The sequence below is a fragment of the Tistlia sp. genome (assembly GCF_040905785.1).
GTDB lineage: Bacteria > Pseudomonadota > Alphaproteobacteria > Kiloniellales > DSM-21159 > Tistlia.
Window position 1 is genome coordinate 1 of the sequence record NZ_JBBDQW010000055.1, and the last position, 17,356, is coordinate 17,356.

The 17,356-nt window shown below is 72.0% G+C and carries 15 protein-coding genes; 5 read left to right on the forward strand and 10 right to left on the reverse strand.

Annotated elements, in window-relative coordinates; all coding sequences use genetic code 11:
• Positions 1–166 precede the first annotated feature (166 nt).
• Complete coding sequence (locus WD341_RS12990) at positions 167–1,396, forward strand: MFS transporter (RefSeq protein ID WP_368425891.1); 1,230 nt, start codon at positions 167–169, stop codon at positions 1,394–1,396.
• 20 nt (positions 1,397–1,416) lie between these two features.
• Here the strand turns inward: WD341_RS12990 and WD341_RS12995 are convergent, their stop codons facing one another.
• Together WD341_RS12995 and WD341_RS13000 are read right to left on the reverse strand one after the other, a co-directional pair.
• Complete coding sequence (locus WD341_RS12995; protein WP_368425892.1) at positions 1,417–2,229, reverse strand: phytanoyl-CoA dioxygenase family protein; 813 nt, start codon at positions 2,227–2,229, stop codon at positions 1,417–1,419.
• A gap of 74 nt (positions 2,230–2,303) precedes the next feature.
• Positions 2,304–2,903 carry an inner membrane-spanning protein YciB gene (locus tag WD341_RS13000; protein ID WP_368425893.1) on the reverse strand — a complete coding sequence of 200 codons (600 nt, stop codon included), beginning with the start codon at positions 2,901–2,903 and terminating at the stop codon, positions 2,304–2,306.
• A gap of 219 nt (positions 2,904–3,122) precedes the next feature.
• Between WD341_RS13000 and WD341_RS13005 the strand changes: the two genes are divergently transcribed.
• The 3 genes from WD341_RS13005 to WD341_RS13015 are packed head-to-tail and all read left to right on the forward strand — an operon-like array spanning position 3,123 to position 7,967.
• Positions 3,123–5,411 (forward strand): penicillin acylase family protein, encoded by a 2,289-nt coding sequence (locus tag WD341_RS13005; RefSeq protein ID WP_368425894.1) that lies wholly within the window; start codon positions 3,123–3,125, stop codon positions 5,409–5,411.
• On the forward strand, positions 5,404–6,939 hold the full coding sequence (locus tag WD341_RS13010; protein WP_368425895.1) for a GH3 auxin-responsive promoter family protein: 1,536 nt from the start codon (positions 5,404–5,406) through the stop codon (positions 6,937–6,939). Before WD341_RS13005 ends, WD341_RS13010 begins: the two co-directional genes overlap by 8 nt.
• Complete coding sequence (locus WD341_RS13015) at positions 6,936–7,967, forward strand: dienelactone hydrolase family protein (protein WP_368425896.1); 1,032 nt, start codon at positions 6,936–6,938, stop codon at positions 7,965–7,967. The genes WD341_RS13010 and WD341_RS13015 overlap by 4 nt, the downstream gene beginning before the upstream one ends.
• A gap of 26 nt (positions 7,968–7,993) precedes the next feature.
• On the opposite strand, the gene WD341_RS13020 is transcribed toward WD341_RS13015, so the two are convergent.
• The 3 genes from WD341_RS13020 to WD341_RS13030 all read right to left on the reverse strand — a co-directional run bounded on the left by WD341_RS13020 (position 7,994) and on the right by WD341_RS13030 (position 12,712).
• A complete protein-coding gene (locus WD341_RS13020; protein ID WP_368425897.1) occupies positions 7,994–8,887 on the reverse strand; it encodes a phytanoyl-CoA dioxygenase family protein in 894 nt (297 codons plus the stop codon).
• Positions 8,888–8,982: 95 nt separating this feature from the next.
• Positions 8,983–10,371 (reverse strand): magnesium transporter, encoded by a 1,389-nt coding sequence (mgtE, locus tag WD341_RS13025; protein WP_368425898.1) that lies wholly within the window; start codon positions 10,369–10,371, stop codon positions 8,983–8,985.
• Positions 10,372–10,375: 4 nt separating this feature from the next.
• Entirely contained in the window at positions 10,376–12,712 is a 2,337-nt protein-coding gene (locus WD341_RS13030) for an NADP-dependent malic enzyme (RefSeq protein WP_368425899.1), read from the reverse strand.
• A 137-nt stretch (positions 12,713–12,849) separates the two neighbouring features.
• Between WD341_RS13030 and lipB the strand changes: the two genes are divergently transcribed.
• On the forward strand, positions 12,850–13,563 hold the full coding sequence (lipB, locus tag WD341_RS13035; protein ID WP_368425900.1) for a lipoyl(octanoyl) transferase LipB: 714 nt from the start codon (positions 12,850–12,852) through the stop codon (positions 13,561–13,563).
• On the opposite strand, the gene WD341_RS13040 is transcribed toward lipB, so the two are convergent.
• The 5 genes from WD341_RS13040 to WD341_RS13060 form a co-directional block, all read right to left on the reverse strand.
• Positions 13,560–14,408, reverse strand: a complete 849-nt coding sequence (locus WD341_RS13040) for an alpha/beta fold hydrolase (protein ID WP_368425901.1) — start codon at positions 14,406–14,408, stop codon at positions 13,560–13,562. The two genes, lipB and WD341_RS13040, sit on opposite strands and share 4 nt — an antisense overlap.
• A 53-nt stretch (positions 14,409–14,461) precedes the next feature.
• The gene (locus tag WD341_RS13045; RefSeq protein WP_368425902.1) at positions 14,462–15,508 is read right to left on the reverse strand and encodes a permease; all 1,047 of its coding nucleotides are present in this window, start codon (positions 15,506–15,508) and stop codon (positions 14,462–14,464) included.
• 70 nt (positions 15,509–15,578) lie between these two features.
• Positions 15,579–15,896 carry an ArsR/SmtB family transcription factor gene (locus tag WD341_RS13050; protein ID WP_368425903.1) on the reverse strand — a complete coding sequence of 106 codons (318 nt, stop codon included), beginning with the start codon at positions 15,894–15,896 and terminating at the stop codon, positions 15,579–15,581.
• 75 nt (positions 15,897–15,971) lie between these two features.
• Positions 15,972–16,826 (reverse strand): TauD/TfdA dioxygenase family protein, encoded by an 855-nt coding sequence (locus WD341_RS13055; protein ID WP_368425904.1) that lies wholly within the window; start codon positions 16,824–16,826, stop codon positions 15,972–15,974.
• Positions 16,826–17,278 carry an NUDIX domain-containing protein gene (locus tag WD341_RS13060; protein ID WP_368425905.1) on the reverse strand — a complete coding sequence of 151 codons (453 nt, stop codon included), beginning with the start codon at positions 17,276–17,278 and terminating at the stop codon, positions 16,826–16,828. The genes WD341_RS13055 and WD341_RS13060 overlap by 1 nt, the downstream gene beginning before the upstream one ends.
• Positions 17,279–17,356: the final 78 nt, after the last annotated feature.

Here is a 17,356-nt window from a genome sequence, read left to right on the forward strand (position 1 = left end):
CGGCGATAACCCACGCCCTTCGGGTCGCTCCTGGCGGGCTCGCCCGCGGCGTCGAAGCCTTCGACCGTAGCTTCGGCTACGCTCTTCAGGCCTCTCCTGGCGGATCGAGCCCGCCAGGAGCGATGACGACCCCTTCCAGTATGAGAAATCCAGGCTAGTTCCGGCCATGCGCGCCATCGGCTATCTGGAGTTCGCCCGGGCGAACCGTCGCTTCCTCGGGTTCGGCTTCCTGCTGTCCTGCTTCTCGAGCGTCGGCCAGACCTACTTCGTCGGCATCTTCGGGCCCTCGATCATGGCCGAGTTCGGTCTCGGCCACGGCGCCTGGGGCGGGATCTACATGGCCGGCACGCTGCTCAGCGCCGCCGCCCTGCCCTTCACCGGCCGTCTGGTCGACCGCGCCGACCTGCGCCGCTACACGCTCGGCGTCATCGCGCTGATGATCGGCGCCTGCCTGGCCGCCGCGCTGGTCCCGGCCGTGGCGCTGCTGGTGCCGGCCGTGTTCCTGCTGCGCCACAGCGGCCAAGGCCTGGCCAGCCACCTCAGCCAGACGTCGATGGCGCGCTACTTCGACCGCAGCCGCGGCAAGGCGATCGCCCTGGGCGGCCTCGGCTTCGCCGTCGGCGAGGCGGTCTTTCCCCTGGCCGGGGTCGCGGCGATCGCCTGGCTCGGCTGGCGCGGAACCTACCTTGCGGCCGCCGGCCTCTGCGCCCTGGTGCTGCTGCCCGCGGCGCTCTGGCTGCTCAAGGGTCACGTGCAGCGACACACGGCGTGGGTGGCCGCGGCCGCGGCGGCGGAGGCGCGCCCGGAGGCGGCGCGCTCCTGGTCGCGGCGCGAGGTGCTGCGCGACGCCCGCTTCTGGGTCATCCTGCCGGCGGTCACCGCGCCCTCGATGATCGTCACGGCGCTGTTCTTCCACCACCTGACCCTGGCCGAGGACAAGGGCTGGTCGGCCGCCTGGATCACCGGCAGCTACGGCTTCTTCGCCGCGGCCGGGATCGTCGCCGCGATCGTCGCCGGGCCGCTCATCGACCGGGTCGGCGCGCGCCGGCTGCTGCCCGGCCTGCTGGCGCCGCTCGCGCTCGGCCTGGCCCTGCTGGCCAGCTTCGGCGCGCCGCTCGCGGCCTGGCCCTACCTCGTCGCCATCGGCCTGACCAGCGGCCTCAACGCGACCCTGATGCCGGCCCTCTGGGCCGAGCTCTACGGCACCCGGCACCTCGGCGGCATCAAGGCGCTGGCGGCGGCGATCAGCGTCTTCGCCTCGGCGCTCGGGCCGCCGCTGCTCGGCCTGCTGCTCGACCTCGGCGTGTCGGGCGAGACCAGCTGCTGGCTGTTCGTCGGCTACTGCGCTGTCGCCACCGCCTGCCTGCTCCTCGGGCTGCGCCGGCGGCCCGGCTAGCCTTCTAAGGACTTGTCTTGTCAGCGCGGCCAGACGATGGGGAACAGCGTCTCGGGCAGGGCGGCACCCTCGGCCAGCCGCCCGACGATCTCCGGGAAGGGCGGCGAGACCTCGCCGGCGCGCTCGGCATAGACCACGTCGTCGCCCAGGAAGCGGGCGGCGAAGGCGCGGCGCCGGCGGTCGGGCGCCGCGTTGCCCGGCGCGCCGTGTAGGGTCAGGAAGTCGAAGGCGATGCAGTCGCCGGGCTCCAGGTCCCAGCCGAGGATGCGGTACCGCTCGCGCTGCTCGTCGATCGGCGGCGTCGGCTCCAGGCCGTCCTCCTGTCCGCGCTCGTAGCTGTTGCCGGTGAACTTGGTCGGCCGGAAGCGGCGGCCCCAGGCGTGACTGCCGGCAACGAACTCGACGCAGGTCGCGCGCGCCACCGGGTCGAGCGGAATCCACAGGCTGACGGTCTGGCGGCCCTCGACGCAGTAGTAGGGCTGGTCGTGGTGCCAGGGCGTGCGCTCGGCCGTGCTCGGCTCCTTGACCAGGATGTGCTCGTGGAAGACGCGGGCGGACGTCGATTCCATCAGCGCTGCCGCCAAGCCCGCTGCCGGCGAGCGCTCCATGAAGGCGCGATACTCGGGGATCCGCTGCCAGTTGCAGTAGTCGCCGCGGAAGGCGCCGCTGCCGCCGGCCGGCGTGTAGTGCCGGGCGAAGGGTCCGGGCTCGGCGAGGTTGCGCTCCAGGCCGGCGCGCAGGGTCTCGATCCAGCCGGCGTCGAGCACGCCGCGCAGCAGGACCGCGCCGTCACGACGGAAGGCCGCCACCGTCGCCGCCTCAAGGCCGTCCATGTCGCCTCCTGGATCCCAGCCGAACCCCGGCATCCTAGGAGGCCGGCGACCGGCGCGGCAAGAGGCGCGGCGGGCTATCCGCGCCTGAGGTGGCGGCGCACGAGCGGCAGCTGGGTCCAGGCGAAGGTCAGGTTGCAGCCGACGATCACGAAGACCTTGAACAGCACCCATTGCTCGGTCGGCAGCGAGCGCCAGACGATCTCGTTGGCGAGGGCGAGGCCGAGCAGGTAGGTGCCGGCGCGCAGCGTCAACAGGCGCAGGCCGGTCTCGCTGAGGCTGAGCTCCGAGCCCAGCACCCTCTCGACCAGCCTGAAGCCGAGGAGCCAGCCGCCGAGCAGCGCGATCCCGAAGAAGCCGTTGACCACGGTCGGCTTGATCTTGATGAAGGTCGAGTCGTCGAGGACCAGGGTCAGGCCGGCGAAGGTCAGCACCAGCAGGGCGGTGACGCCCGGCAGGACCGGCAATCGCCGATGTTTCGCCCAGGTCACCGCGAAGGCGGCGACCGTGGCCAGCGCATAGACCGCCGTCGCCCACAGCAGGCCCCGCCACAGGAAGGTCAGGAAGAACAGCAGGAGGGGGCCGATCTCGACGGCGAGGTGGCGCAGCAGGCGGCCGTGGAAGCCGGCCGGCAAGGGCCGCCGGTCCTGGGCGGCGGTGGCGCCTGGGCTGGCCATGGTCGCTGCGAGGCTCCCGAACGGATAATGGCAAGACGTCGCTTGCAACGGGTCGGAGCCTTGGGATGTTCCACGGGCGGCGCAGCGGTGACAGTGCGCGGAACCCTGGCCGCGAGCCGGCCGTTGACGCACGACAATCGCCCGGCCGCGGAGCGATGCCACCCGGAACCTCCCTTCGGTCGGGCATGGCCGCCCTAGGCTTGAGACCGGAACCGCCCGATGACCCACTGGCAGAACGCCTATGGCCTGCTGAGGCTGGCCACCCGCATCGCCCTCGGCACGCTCGCCGGGCGGCGGACGGTGAGTCTGCCGGAGCGGCTGTCCGCCTTTCCGCGGCGCCTGCCGCTCGAGGCGGCGGTCCGGATCAACTGGAGCGACCAGCAGATCCCCTTCGTCGAGGCGGCCAGCGCGCGCGACGCGGCGGTCGCCCTGGGCGCCGTCCACGCGCACCTGAGACTGGCGCAGATGGAGATCATGCGCCTGATCGCCTACGGGCGGCTTTCGGAGCTGCTGGGCCCGGCCTCCGTCGACCTCGACCACACGCTGCGCATCGTCGACTTCCCGCGCGCCGTGCCGCAGCTTCTGCCACGTCTGCCGGAGGAGACCCGGGACTGGCTCGACGGCTTCGTCGCCGGCGTGAACAGGACGATCGAGCAGGCCCCCTCGCTGCCCGAGGAGTTCCGGCTGTTCGGCGTCGAGCCGGAACCCTGGCGCGTCGAGCACGTGCTGGCCCTCGGCCGGCTGGCCGCGCTCGACTTCTCCTGGCGGGTCTGGCACCGCCTGCTGCCGCTGCGCGAGCGCTCCGACTGGTCGGCGCTCTGGGAGCGCATGGCGGTGGAGGAGCACGCGCCGGTGCCGAGCCTGGCCGGGGCGACGGGACCGGCCGAGGCGCTCGAGCGCCTGTGGGGCAGCCTCGGCCGGGTCGGCAGCAATGCCGCCGCCGTCTCGGCGAAGCGCAGCGGCACCGGCGGCGCGCTCCTGACCAGCGACCCGCATCTCTCGATCATGGCGCCGAACAACTGGCTGGCCCTCGGCCTGGCCTGGCCCGGCCATCGTGTCGTCGGCCTCGCGATCCCGGGGCTGCCGGTCGTTGCGCTCGGCCGCAACGAGCACATCGCCTGGAGCGGCACCAGCCTGCATGCCGCCAGCAGCGACCTCTTCGACGTCACCGACCAGCCCGAAGGGACGGTATGGACGCGCCGCGAGCGGATCCGCGTGCGCTGGGGCCGAGACCGCCTGTGCGACCTGCGCGAGACCGAGCATGGTCCGATCGTCACCGACGCGCCGCTGCTCGGCGCCCGCAACCGCCGCGGCGCCGTCGCCCGCGACCTCGCGCTGACCTGGATCGGCCACGGCGGCAGCGACGAGGTCACCGCCATGCTCGGCATGATGCAGGCCCGCGACTGGCAGGAGTTCACCACGGCCATCGAGGGGTTCGCGGCGCCCGCCCAGAACCTGATCTTCGCCGATGCCGAGGGCCGGGTCGGCCAGGCCATGGCCGCGCACCTGCCGCGCCGGCCGGCCGGCCGGCCGAACGACCTCGTGCTGCCTGCGGACGCGCTGGGCAACTGGGCCAGCACCGTCACCGCCCGGGACCTGCCCCGCCGGTTCGAGCCGGATGCCGGCTTCGTCGCCTCGGCCAACGACCGGCCGCTCGACACGCTGCCGGTGCCGGTCGGCTTCTTCTTCTCGCCCGACGAGCGGGTGCAGCGGCTGCGCGCGGCGCTGGAGGCGCGCCGCGACGTCCAGCTCGCCGACCTGCGCCACCTGCACCGGGACGTCGCCATGCCCTCGGCGCCGGCGATCCGCGACCTGCTGGTGGCGGCGATCGAGGCCGGCGCCGCCACCGGCAGGGCGCGGCACCGGGATCTGCTGCGCGCGCTGCGCGACTGGAACGGGCACCACGCCGCCGACTCGGCCGGTGCGCTGGCCTTCGAGCTGTTGCTGCACGATTTTCTTCACCAGCTTCACGGCAAGGACGGAATGGCGCTCTACCGCGGCAGCCTGCAGCCCTGGGATCTGCTGCGCGAGGACATGGCGACGCTGCCGCCGCCGCGGATCGCCGAGGCGGCGCGCCGGGCGATGCGCCGGGCGGCGAGGACCTTCGCGCGCCACCGCAACTGGGGCGACCTGCATCGCCTGGTCCTGGCTCACCCGCTGTCCGCCCTGCCGGTGATCGGCCGCCGCTACCGCTTCTGCGACCTGCCGGTCGGCGGCAGCAACGAGACGCTGATGAAGACGGCGCACGGGTTGTCCTCGAAGCGCCACCGGGTCGGTTTCGGCGCCAACGCCCGCTTCCTGGCCGATCTCGGCCAGCCCGACGAGACCTACGTCGTGCTGCTCGGCGGCCAGGACGGCTGGCTGGGTAGCACGACCTTCGCCGACCAGCTGGCGCTCTGGCAGCGCGGCGACTACTGCCGGCTGCCGCTGACCCGGCCCTGCGTGCGGGCAGAGTACCGCCATGAGATGCTGCTGGAGCCGAGCGGGCGGAGCCGCCCCGATGCTTGACGCCACGCCCCTGCTGCGCCTCTACGCCCGCCGCCGCCTGGCGCAGCTCGAGCGCCAGGACGCCGTCGCCGTGCAGCGGCGCCTGCTCCGGCGCCTGCTGCGCCGCGCCGCCGGCACCCGGTTCGGCCGCGACCACGGCTTCGGCGCCATCCGGGAGGTCGCCGACTACCAGGCCAGGGTGCCGCTGCGCCGCTACGAGGACTTCTGGGAGGAGTATTGGCAGCAGGCCTTCCCCAGGCTGGCCGGCGCCACCTGGCCGGGACCGGTGCCCTACGTCGCCAAGACCTCCGGCACGACCAGCGGCACCAGCAAGTTCATTCCCGTGACCCGGGGCACGCTGATGGGCAACCGCCGCGGCGTCCTCGACATGATGAGCTTCCACCTGCGCGCCCGGCCGGACAGCCGGATCCTCGGCGGCAAGAACTTCATGCTGGGCGGCAGCACCGAGCTGGAGCGCCTCGCGCCCGGCGTGCGGGCCGGCGACATGACCGGGATCGCGGCCCGCGAGGTGCCCTCCTGGTTCCGCGGCTTCACCTACCCGCCGCGCTCGCTGGAGCTGCCGGCCGACTGGGAGCGCCGCCTGGAGGTCCTGGGCCCGCTGTCGCTCGAGCAGGACATCCGCACCCTCGCCGGGACCGCGAGCTGGCTGCTGTTCTTCCTGCAGAAGCTCACCGCCGGGCAGGGCCGCGGCGTGACCGGCTGCTACCCGAACCTCGAGCTGATCGTCTACGGCGGCGTCAATTTCGCGCCCTACCGCCACCAGTACGAGGAGCTCCTGGCCGGCACCGAGGTCGACCTGCGCGAGGTCTACCCGGCCAGCGAGGGCTTCCTGGCGGTCGCCGACCGCGGCGTCGGCGAGGGCCTGCGCCTGCAGGTCGACGGCGGCATCTTCTACGAGTTCGTGCCCGTAGAGGAGCTGGAGGCGAGCGCCCCCCGACGCTTCTGGCTCGAGACCGTCGAGACCGGGGTCAACTACGCGGTCGTGCTCAGCACCGCGGCCGGCGCCTGGAGCTACATCCTCGGCGACACGGTGCGCTTCGTCGAGCTGGCCCCGCCGCGGATCCTGGTCACCGGCCGGACCAGCTCGTCCCTCTCCGCCTTCGGCGAGCACCTGATCGAGGAGGAGATCGTGCGCGCCGTCACCGAGGCCGCCGAGACGATCGGCGAGGAGGTCGCCGACTTCTCGGTCGGGCCGGTCTTCCCGGCCGACGAGGAGCGCCGCGGCCATCATCTCTTCGTCGTCGAGTTCGCTCGGCACCGGCCGGACGACTCGCGTCTCCAGGCCTTCACCGAGCGCCTCGACGCCCGGCTCGCGGAGCTGAACGACGACTACCGCGAGCACCGCGCCAACGACCTTCAGATGAAGGCGCCGGAGGTGGTCGCCGCAGCGCCCGGAGGCTTCGCGGACTGGATGCGCAGCCGCGGCAAGCTCGGCGGCCAGAACAAGGTGCCGCGAGTGATTTCCGATCCCGACTTGCTGGCTGCCTTGCGCGACGCGACGGCGAACAATCGAGGAACCACGACATGAGCGACGAGACCGAGGCTCCCGAGGTGGTCCTGGAGGGCGAGCGCTGGCCCTCGCGGCACGTCACCTTTCCCAGCCAGGACGCTTCCTCTCCGGCCGAGGCGGCCGACCCCGCCGAGGGCAGGCTGCGCGAGACCGGCGGCCAGCTCTACCTGCCCGCCGGCGAGGCGACGAACCGGGCTGCCGTGGTCGTTGCCCACGGCCTGGGCGGGCAGAAGCCCGAGCGCGAGCTGACCTACGGCCACAAGCTGGCGAAGGCCGGCTACGTGGCGCTGGTCCTCGACAGCTTCGCGGCCCGGGACCTCGAGGACGCCAGCGACAACTGGCGCGCCCTGCACGTCTCGACCTGGAGCATGGTCGCCGACGCCTTCGCCGCACTGCGCTTCCTGGCCGAGCACCCGGCGGTCAATCCCCGCGCGATCTCGGTGATCGGCTTCTCCTGGGGCGGCATGGTGACCCTACTGTCCGCTCACGAGCAGGTCCGCCGCACTTTCCTGGAGGACAGCGACCTGCGCTTCGCCGGCCACGTCGCCTACTACGGCTGCAGCGTGCCGCGCCTGGAGGACCCGACGGCGACGGGCGCGCCGGTGCTGTCGATGATCGGCGACAAGGACCGCAACATCTCGACCGAGCGGATGAGGGCGATCTGCGACGATCTGCGCCGCGGCGGCGCGGAGGTCGAGCTCAAGATCTTCGACGGCTACCACCAGTGGGACGGCAAGGACGTGGAGAAGCGCCACAACAGCGTCGCGCTTGCCGACCTCCACATCGTCCTGACCCGCGACAACCGGATGGTCGACGAGCGCGACGGGCGGCAGATGGACGGCCCCCTGACGCGCGGCCTGTCGATCCTGCGGCACCTCGACTGGCATGGCTACGACATGCTGCGCGACGAGGAACTGCACCGGGAAAGCGATCGCCTGCTGTTCGAGCAACTCGACCGGGTCGCCGAGCGGGCCGGCGCCCGGCGCGGCGACGTCGAGCGCGTGCCCCTGGGCAGGATCGGCGAGGCGGCCGCAGAAGAGGAATGACGCCGCCGGGGGCGGACCGCGGCCGGCTACATCAGGCCAGCCCGCTCCCCGCCGCCGGCCTTCTCCGCGCCGTTCTGCCCCTGCACCGCGAAAAAGGAGGACTCCTTGTAGAGCGGCGGCAGCTCGACCGGGCCGCCGCGCAGCCGCGCCAGGCGAGTCGGGCGGCCGCGCACGACATGGCCGCGGTACCTGGAGAGGATGTTGCTCGGCGACAGCGGGAAGGCGTCGGCGGCGGTGTAGTCGCAGATCAGCAGGCGGCGCGGCGTGTCCGAGCGGTTCGCCGGCGAGCCGTGGACCATCCAGGAATCGATGAAGACGACGTCGCCGGCCTTGCCCGTCAGCTTGACCGAGCGCGCCTCGAAGTTGTCCCACAGGCAGCGGTCGATCTGGCCCGCGAAACGGTCGTCCTGGTAGTGGCTGTAGTGGGTGCGGTGGCTGCCCGGCACGACCTGCAGGGCGCCGTTCTGCTCGGTCATGTCGTCGAGCATGACCAGGGCCACGACCAGGGAATCGTTGGTGTGGGGCTCGAAGGGATGGTCCTGGTGCCAGCCGACGTAGGTCTCCATCGACGGCATCTTGATGTTGATCTTGCAGTGATGGAACTTGACGTCGGGGCCGAGCAGGTCGACCGCGGCGTCGACCGGGCCGCCGTCGAAGAGGACCGTGCGGTAGACGTCCGAGAAGTCGGCGGGGTTGGTGACCCGGCGCAGCCTCGGCTGCACGGACGAGTGCCCCGGCTCGAGATCGAAGATATGCTTGCCGTCGGCCGTGGTGCCCCAGTTCTCCCGGTGCTGCCGGCTCTCCTCGATCCAGCCGTCGAGCTCGGCATTGAGCGCCGCCACCTCCCAGGTCGTGGCGCAGCCGCGCACGATCAGGTAGCCCTCCTCGCGAAACTGCCGGACCTGCTTCTCGTCAAGCATCGCCACCTCCTGCGATCCCGTGCCCCGCGTCAAAGTATGGCGCGCCGGATGCGCCAGAGTCCAGTTGCCGGGCCGGCCTGCCGCGATGCGCCGGCCTAGAACAGGATGACCGCGGCCAGGCCCAGGAAGGCGAAGAAGCCGACGACGTCGGTGACCGTGGTCAGGAAGACGCCCGAGGCGACGGCGGGGTCGATCTTCAGCTTCTCCAGGCCGAGCGGGATCAGCGTGCCGAACAGGCCAGCCGAGAGCATGTTGACGACCATCGCCGCGGCGATCACGCCGCCGAGCAGCGGCTGCTGGAACCACAGCCAGGTGACGGCGCCGACCGGCACGGCGAACAGGAACCCGTTGGCCAGGCCGACCATCAGCTCCTTCCAGACGAAGCGCCGCGCGGTCTTGCCGCTCAGCTCCTTGAGCGCCAGGGCGCGCACCGCGACGGTCACGGTCTGGGTCCCGGCGTTGCCGCCCATGGAGGCGACGATCGGCATCAGCACGGCGAGCGCGACGATCTGCTGGATCGTCGCCTCGAACAGGCCGATGACCAGGGAGGCGAGCACGGCCGTGCCGAGGTTGACCAACAGCCAGGTCGAGCGCGAGCGGGTCGTTTCCCAGGCCGCCGAATAGAGGTCGGTCTCAGACACGCCGCCCATCTTCAGCAGGTCGTCCTCGGCTTCCTCCTCGACGATGTGGACGACGTCGTCGACAGTGATCACCCCGACCAGCCGGCCGGCCGGGTCGACGACCGGCGCCGAGAGCAGCGAGTACTGCTTGAACAGGTAGGCGATCTCCGCCTGGTCCATGCCGACCGGGATGGGGTTGAGGTCCTGCTGCATGATGTCGACGATCTTGACCGGGCGCTTGTTGCGCAGCACCCGGCTGAGCGGCAGCTTGCCGATCGGCTTGTAGCGCGGGTCGACGACGTAGAGGTCGTAGAAGTCCTGCGGCATCTGCTTCTTGTGCTGCCGCATGTAGTCGATGGTGTCGCCGACCGACCAGATCGCCGGCACCACGACGACCTCGCGCTGCATCAGGCGTCCGGCGGATTCCTCGGGGTACTCCAGGCCCTCCTGCAGCAGGCGCCGGATCGTCACCGGTACGCGCGCCAGGATCTGGACGCGCAGCTCCTCCGACAGGTCCTCGAAGAACTCCAGCGCGTCGTCCGACTCCAGGCGCTTGAGGATCTGCGCCGTCTCCCTCGGCCCGAGCTTCTCGGCGACCTCGTCGCGCAGCGCCGAATCCAGGTAGGTCAGGACGTCCGGGTCGAGGGCGGAGCCGACGATCTCGAGCAGCAGCGCGCGCTCCTCGCGGCTGACACTCTCCAGAAGGTCGGCCATATCGGCGGGGTGCAGGTCCTCGATCAGGTCCTCGACCTCGTCGACACGGCCGGAATCGAGCGCAATCTCGACGGCGCGCACCGTCTCGTCGGTCAAGCCGAGGTCCTCGGGGGCCGTCTCGGGCGGCCGCTCGGCCTGGCTGTCGGCCACGCCCTCAGTCTCCCCCGGCGCCGGTGAAGGCACCTTCGAAGGAGAGCCCCTCGTAGAGCGCGCCCTCGGGCCCGGCCCGCCCCTGGGCCTCGACCACGGCGAGCGCGCTGACGTTGACCACGCCGCGCGCGCTCACCGAGGGCGTGACGATGTGAGCGGGCCGGTTGGTGCCGATCAGCAGCGGCCCGACCGGCAGGCCCTCGCCGGCGACCTTGAGCAGGTTGAAGGCGATGTTGGCAGCGTCGAGCCGCGGCATGATCAGCAGGTTCGCCGACCCCTTGAGCTTCGAGTTGGGGAAGACGTTGGCGCGGATCTCCTCGGACAGGGCGGCGTCGGCATGCATCTCGCCCTCGACCTCGAGGTCGGGGTAGCTGTCGTGCAGGATACACACCGCCTGGCGCATCTTCGTGGCCTCGGCGTCGTGGTGGCTGCCGAAGTTGGAGTGGCTCAGCAGGGCGATCTTGGGTGGGATCCCGAGCCGCTGCACTGCCTCGGCCGCCAGCACCGTCATCTCGACCAGCTCCTCGACCGCCGGGTTCTCCGAGACGTAGGTGTCGGCGATGAAGAAGGTCCCGGAACGGGTGATCACCAGGCTGAGCGCCGAGAGATCGTGGACGCCAGGCGCCCGGCCGATGATCTGCTCGATGTGCGTCAGGTGGGTCCGGTACTGGCCCTCGACGCCGCAGATCAGCGCGTCGGCGTCGCCGCGCAGCACCGCCAGGGCGCCGATCACCGTGGCGTCGGTGCGCACCACTGTGCGCGCGCGGTCGGGGGTCACGCCCTCGCGCTCCAGCAGCGCGTGGTACTGGCGCCAGTAGTCGTTGTAGCGGGGGTCGTCGAGCGGATTGACCAGCTCGAAATCCTGGCCGATGCGCAGACGCAGCCCGCACTCGACGATGCGCTTCTCGACGACCCGCGGGCGGCCGCAGAGCACCGGCAGCGCGAGGCCCTCGTCGACCAGGATCTGCACGGCCCGGAGCACGCGCGGCGCCTCGCCCTCGGCGAAGAACAGCCGCTTGGGATCCTGCTTGGCCTTCTCGAACACCGGCTTCATCAGCAGGCCGGAGCGGAAGACGAACTCCGAGAGGGTCTGGCGGTAGGCCTCGAAGTCCTCGATCGGCCGCCGCGCGACGCCGCTCTCCATGGCCGCCCGGGCCACCGCCGGCGCGATCTTCAGGATCAGCCGCGGGTCGAAGGGCCTCGGGATCAGGTAGTCGCGCCCGAACCCGGGCGTCTCGCCGCCATAGGCCTTGACCACCACCTCGGAGGCCTCGACCTGGGCCAGGTCGGCGATCGCCTTGACGCAGGCGAGCTTCATCTCCTCGTTGATGGTCGTCGCGGCGACGTCGAGCGCGCCGCGGAAGATGAAGGGGAAGCAGAGCACGTTGTTGACCTGGTTCGGGTAGTCGGAACGGCCGGTCGCGATGATCGCGTCTGGCCGCACCGCGCGCGCCTCCTCGGGCATGATCTCCGGTACCGGGTTGGCGAGCGCCAGGATCAGGGGATCGGCCGCCATGCGCGCGACCATCTCCGGCTTCAGCACCCCCGGCGCCGACAGGCCGAGGAAGATGTCGGCGCCCTCGATGATGTCGTCGAGCCGGCGGTGAGGCGTGTCCTGGGCGTAGGGCGCCTTGTAGGGGTCCATCAGGACCTCGCGGCCCTCGTAGACCACGCCCTCGATGTCGCTGACCCAGATGTTCTCGCGCCGGGCGCCCTGGCTGACCAGCAGGTCCAGGCAGGCGAGCGCCGCGGCGCCGGCGCCCGAGCAGACGACCTTGACCTCCTCGACCTTCTTGCCGAGCAGGCGCAGGGCGTTATAGATCGCCGCGTTGACGATGATCGCCGTGCCGTGCTGGTCGTCGTGGAACACCGGGATCGACATGCGCTCGCGCAGGCGGCGCTCGACCTCGAAGCACTCCGGCGCCTTGATGTCCTCGAGGTTGATCGCGCCGAAGGTCGGCTCCAGCGCCGCGACGATCTCGATCAGCTTGTCGGGGTCGAGGGCGTCGAGCTCGATGTCGAAGACGTCGATGCCGGCGAACTTCTTGAACAGCACCGCCTTGCCTTCCATCACCGGCTTGCTGGCCAGGGGACCGATGGCGCCGAGCCCGAGCACGGCGGTGCCGTTGGTGATGACTCCGACCAGGTTCTGCCTGGCGGTGACGGTCGCCGCCTCGTCGGGGTCGTCGACGATCGCGCGGCAGGCCGCGGCGACGCCGGGCGAATAGGCCAGCGCCAGGTCGCGCTGGGTGCCCAAGGGCTTGGTCGCGACGACCTCCAGCTTGCCGGGGCGAGGCTGGCGGTGATAGGCCAGCGCGGCCTCGGAGAGCGTGTCGGCCATCGGCGCCTCCCGTCCTGAGTCTCGTGTCCGTGATGGATCCCCCCGGCCGCTCCGGTACCTTGGCGCCGGGGGATGCGGGTCAAGGTACTGGAACGGCCGGCGAAGACAAGGGGCGGCCCGGCTGCTAGGTATGCGCCATGAGCGTTCAGGAAAGCCGCGGGCAGGCCCGGCCGCAGGCCCCCACGGGCGTCGAATGGCGGATCGAGCGGCAGCCGGTCGGCTATCCCGAGGCGGTCGCGGCGATGGAGGCACGGGTCGCCGCGATCCGCGACGAGGGCGCTCCCGAGCTCGCCTGGCTGCTCGAGCACCCGCCGATCTACACCGCCGGCACCAGCGCCGACGAGGCCGACCTGCTCGAGGCGCGCTTCCCGGTCTATCGCAGCGGGCGGGGCGGCGAGTTCACCTATCACGGCCCCGGCCAGCGTGTCGGCTACCTGCTGCTCGACCTGAAGCGGCGCAACCCCGACGTCCGCGCCTACGTGCGCGATCTCGAGGCGTGGCTGATCCGCAGCCTGACGCGCTTCGGCGTCAAGGGAGAGCGCCGCGAGGGCCGGGTCGGCATTTGGGTCGACCGCGGCCCCTACACCGGCGAATGGGGCCGCGAGGACAAGATCGCCGCGATCGGCGTGCGGCTGCGCCGCTGGGTCTCCTTCCACGGCGTCGCGCTCAACGTCGATCCCGACCTGTCGCACTTCGAAGGCATCGTGCCCTGCGGCATCCGCGGACACGGCGTGACTTCGCTCGCCCGCCTGGGCGTCCGCGCGACGCTCGAGGAGGTCGACGCCGCGATGCTGGCCGCCTTCGGCGAGGTCTTCGGCCCCGACGGCCGCCGGCCGGCGCGACTTCCCTAGGCAGCGACCTCGGCCAGCAGTTCCGTCAGCGCTGCGCGCACCGCGTCTTGGGCGTAGTGGTGCACCATGTGCCCGACCCCCGGGACCAGGGTGAGCCCCGCCGCCGGCAGACGGCGGGACAGCGGCAGCGCTTGGCGCCGCGGGTCGACGATGAGGTCCGCCTCGCCGGCCACGATGCGGGCCGGCGTGCGAATCCGGGACAGCTCTAGATAGGCCTCTGGAGAGAAGGGCGAGACCGCAGCCGCATCTTCCCCCTCTCGTACCAGGTGCTCCGCCGTCCCGACCTGCTCATAGGGGTAGCGCGCGCGCCAGCTCTCCGGCACCGGCTGCGGCGCGAACATCTGGCGGTGCAAGGCGTCCAGCGTGCCCCGCCCGAACAGGGGGCCCATCGCCCGCGACAGCATCGGCCCCAGCACCGGCGTCGCCTGGGGCGCCAGGAAGGCGTGCTCGAAGGGTCGCACCTCCGGCAGCGCCATGGGCGCGAGCAGCAGCAGGCCGGCGACCGCGGCCGGCGCCTGCTCGGCCCAGGCCAGCGCCACCAGGGCGCCGAAGGAGTGGCCGACGACCAGCGCCGGCGCCTCCAGCTCCGGTGCCAGCGCCTCCTGGATCTGGCGGGCCTGGGCACGCGCCGCGCCGTCGAAGCGGGCCCGCCGGCTGTTGCCATGGCCGGGCCGGTCGAGGGCGATGACGCGGCGACCCCGTCCAACCAGCCAGTCGCAGAGGCTCGGCGGCCAGTCGGCGCCGGTCGCCAGGGCGCCGTGGATCAGGATCACCGGCGGCCCCGCCCCAGCCTCCGAGAAGGCGAGGGATCGCTTGCGGTCGAGGCGGATGTTGCGCTGCATCATGAACGCGGCAACCGCCGCAGCGCGGGGAAGGTTCCGGCGAGGACACGCGGCTCCTATCCCGCGACCGTCTGGAAGAGGAGGCCGGCGGCGACGCTGCCGGCCAGGGCGAGACCCAGGTAGAGGCCGAAGACCGGCCGGCGCACCAGCGCCCAGACCGCCATCGCCGCCGGTACCGAGCTGGCGCCGCCGGCGAGCAGGAAGGTCAGGGCCGCGCCGGGCGCCATGCCGTCGCTCATCAGCCGGTCGATCAGCGGCACGGCGGCATAGCCGTTGAGGTAGGCGGGCACGCCGACGAGCCCTGCGAGCAGGATCGTCCAGGGCCCCTCGCCACCCAGGGTGTCCGCGACCAGCTCCTGGGGCAGCCAAGCGACCATCAGGCTCTCGAGCAGGAAGGCGAGGCTGAGCCACTTCAGGAGGAAGCCGCCGGCCGCCACCGCCTCGGCGCCGAACAGCGCCCGGCGCGGCGCTTCCCGCCAGACGGCCCAGCGGGTCTCGCCGGTCGGCAGCTTCGGGCCGCCGCAGCCGCCGCAACCGCCCGGCAGGGTCTTCAGCGGAGCGGCCAGCAGGCCACGGCCCTGAAGCAGCCAGACCGTCGTCCCCGCGAGCAGGCCCATGGCCACCGCGGCGGCGGTCTTGGCCAGGGTGAACTCCAGGCCGACGATCGGCAGCATCAGCAGGAACATCTCCGGGTCCATCAGCGGCGAGGCGATCCAGAAGGCCATGACCGCCGGCAGCGGCACGCCGACCGCCAGCAGGGCGGCGACGATCGGCACGACCCCGCAGGAGCAGAATGGCGAGAGCGCACCGAGCGCGGCCCCGGCCAGGATCGCCAGGCCCGGCGACAGGCCGACGACCCGGGCGATCAGGCGATCGGCGCCGGCCGCCTTGAGCCAGGCCGCGCTGACTACCGAAAGCAGCAGGAAGGGCGCGATCGACCACAGCGAGCCGAGGGTGAAGGTCAGGCTTTCGAGGGCCTGGCGCGGCACGACGAGCGCCAGCAGCAGCAGCAGGCCGGCGCTGGCCAGCCAGACCCGCTCCCGCCCCAGGCGGCGCAGGCGGTCCCACAGCGGCGAGGGGGTGCGGAGAGTCTGCTCGGACATCTTCCTATCCTTCCCGAATTATCGAATCATTTAGGCACAGTTCGACGGCGGCGGCCTCGGCGCGGTCGCCTCAGCCCGCTTCGCGCCGGGGTGCCGGGGCGGCGATGCCGCGGCAGCATTCGTCGGCCAGGAAGCCGACCAGCTCGTTCATCAGCCTGAAGCCGGCGACACAGCGGAGCACCCGGCCCTCGCGCCGCTGTTCGACCAGGCCGGCGCGAACCAGGAGCGCGATATGGTGCGACAGGGTCGAGCCGGGCACATCGAGATGCGCCTGGACCTCGCCGACCGGGAGGCCCTCGGGGCCCGCCTTGACGAGCAGCCGGAAGGCCTCCAGCCGGGTCGGGTGGCCGAGCGTCTCGAGACAGCGGGCGGCTTGGCGTGTTTCCATGATTCTAGAAATATCGCATCGAAATCGGCGCGTCAAGACCTCGCGACGCCAAGTAGCGCCCTGCCTCGCCAGCGCTCAGGCGGCGACGGGGACCTCGCCCTCGAAGGTCGTGCGCCGGAGCAGGCGGCGGTGGCCGTCATAGTCGTTCACCGCGAAGTGCAGCGTCGCCCGGTTGTCCCAGATCGCCAGGTCGCCCGGTCGCCAACGGTGCCGGCAGCAGAACTCGGGCCGGGTGACGTGGGCGTAGACCCGCGAGAGGATCGGCGCGCTCTCGGCCTCCCCCAGATGCTCCAGGCGGGTCGTGTAGATCGGGTTGACGAAGAGCGCCGCGCGGCCGCTCCAGGGGTGGCGGCGCACCGCGGGATGGGCGCGCTCGCGGTCGGCCTCGGGATCGCCGCGGGTAATCCTGATCGAGCGGCTGGTGGCGCCCTGGGGCGCGCGGCTGGCGCCGTAGGGTGCGCCGGTGTGGATCGCCCGGCGACCCTCGAGCTGCGCGCGCAGCTCCTCGGGCAGGGTCTCCCAGGCGGTCACCTGGTCGGCCCACAGCGTGTCGCCGCCGACCGGCGGCAGCTCGACCGCCTGCAGCAGCGAGCCGCCGGGCGGCTGCTCCAGGAAGGAGAAGTCGGAATGCCAGTCGCCGCCGAAGGTCGAGATACGACCCTCGTCGGCCTCCTTCAGCACCGCGACGACGTCGGGGTCCTCCGGCGAGGGCTCGACGTAGGGCACCCGGGCCACCGGCCCGAAGATCCCGGTCGCGCGCTTCAGGGCGGCGATGTCGAGGTTCTGCTCCGGCAGGAACAGCACCAGCCGCTCGGCGAGCGCCTGGCGCAGGTCCTCGGCCAGGCCTTTGGAGACCGGGCGCGACAGGTCCAGGCCGGTCACGCACGCGCCCAGGCGCGGCGTCACCGGATCGATCGCAAGGCGGGTCATCAGGCGGCCCGGAGCTTCTCGAGCAGGCGCTCGACGACGAGTCCGAGGATCCATTCGTGGCTGCTCTCGGCCATGCGCCCCGAGGCCTCGACCGGCGAGCCCCAGAACGGCCGGTGGCCGGCCTCGCTCGGCGGCCGGCCGCTGTCCTCCAGCGCGACCTGGTAGAAGGTCGCGTGCTTGTGGAAGAACTTGCCCTCGTCCGGCTTGGTCAGCCATTGGCGCAGGCAGATCAGCGGCCGCGCCTCGACCAGACGGTAGCCGGTCTCCTCCAGCAGCTCGCGGGCCAGCGCCTCCTCGCCGGTCTCGCCCGGCTCGACGCCGCCGCCGGGGATCTCCCAGCCGTCCTTGGTCTCGACCAGCAACAGGCCGCTGCCCGGCTTGAAGGCGATGGCGTAGGAGCCGGGGCGGTGGACGTAGTCCCGGCCCGGCTCGGGTTCGTCGAAGTCGATCATGGTCGACAGGTTAGGCAGGACCGCGCGACCTGAAAAGCCTCGCTTTCGAAGGGCTGCCACCCTCAGGGGCCAAGGGCG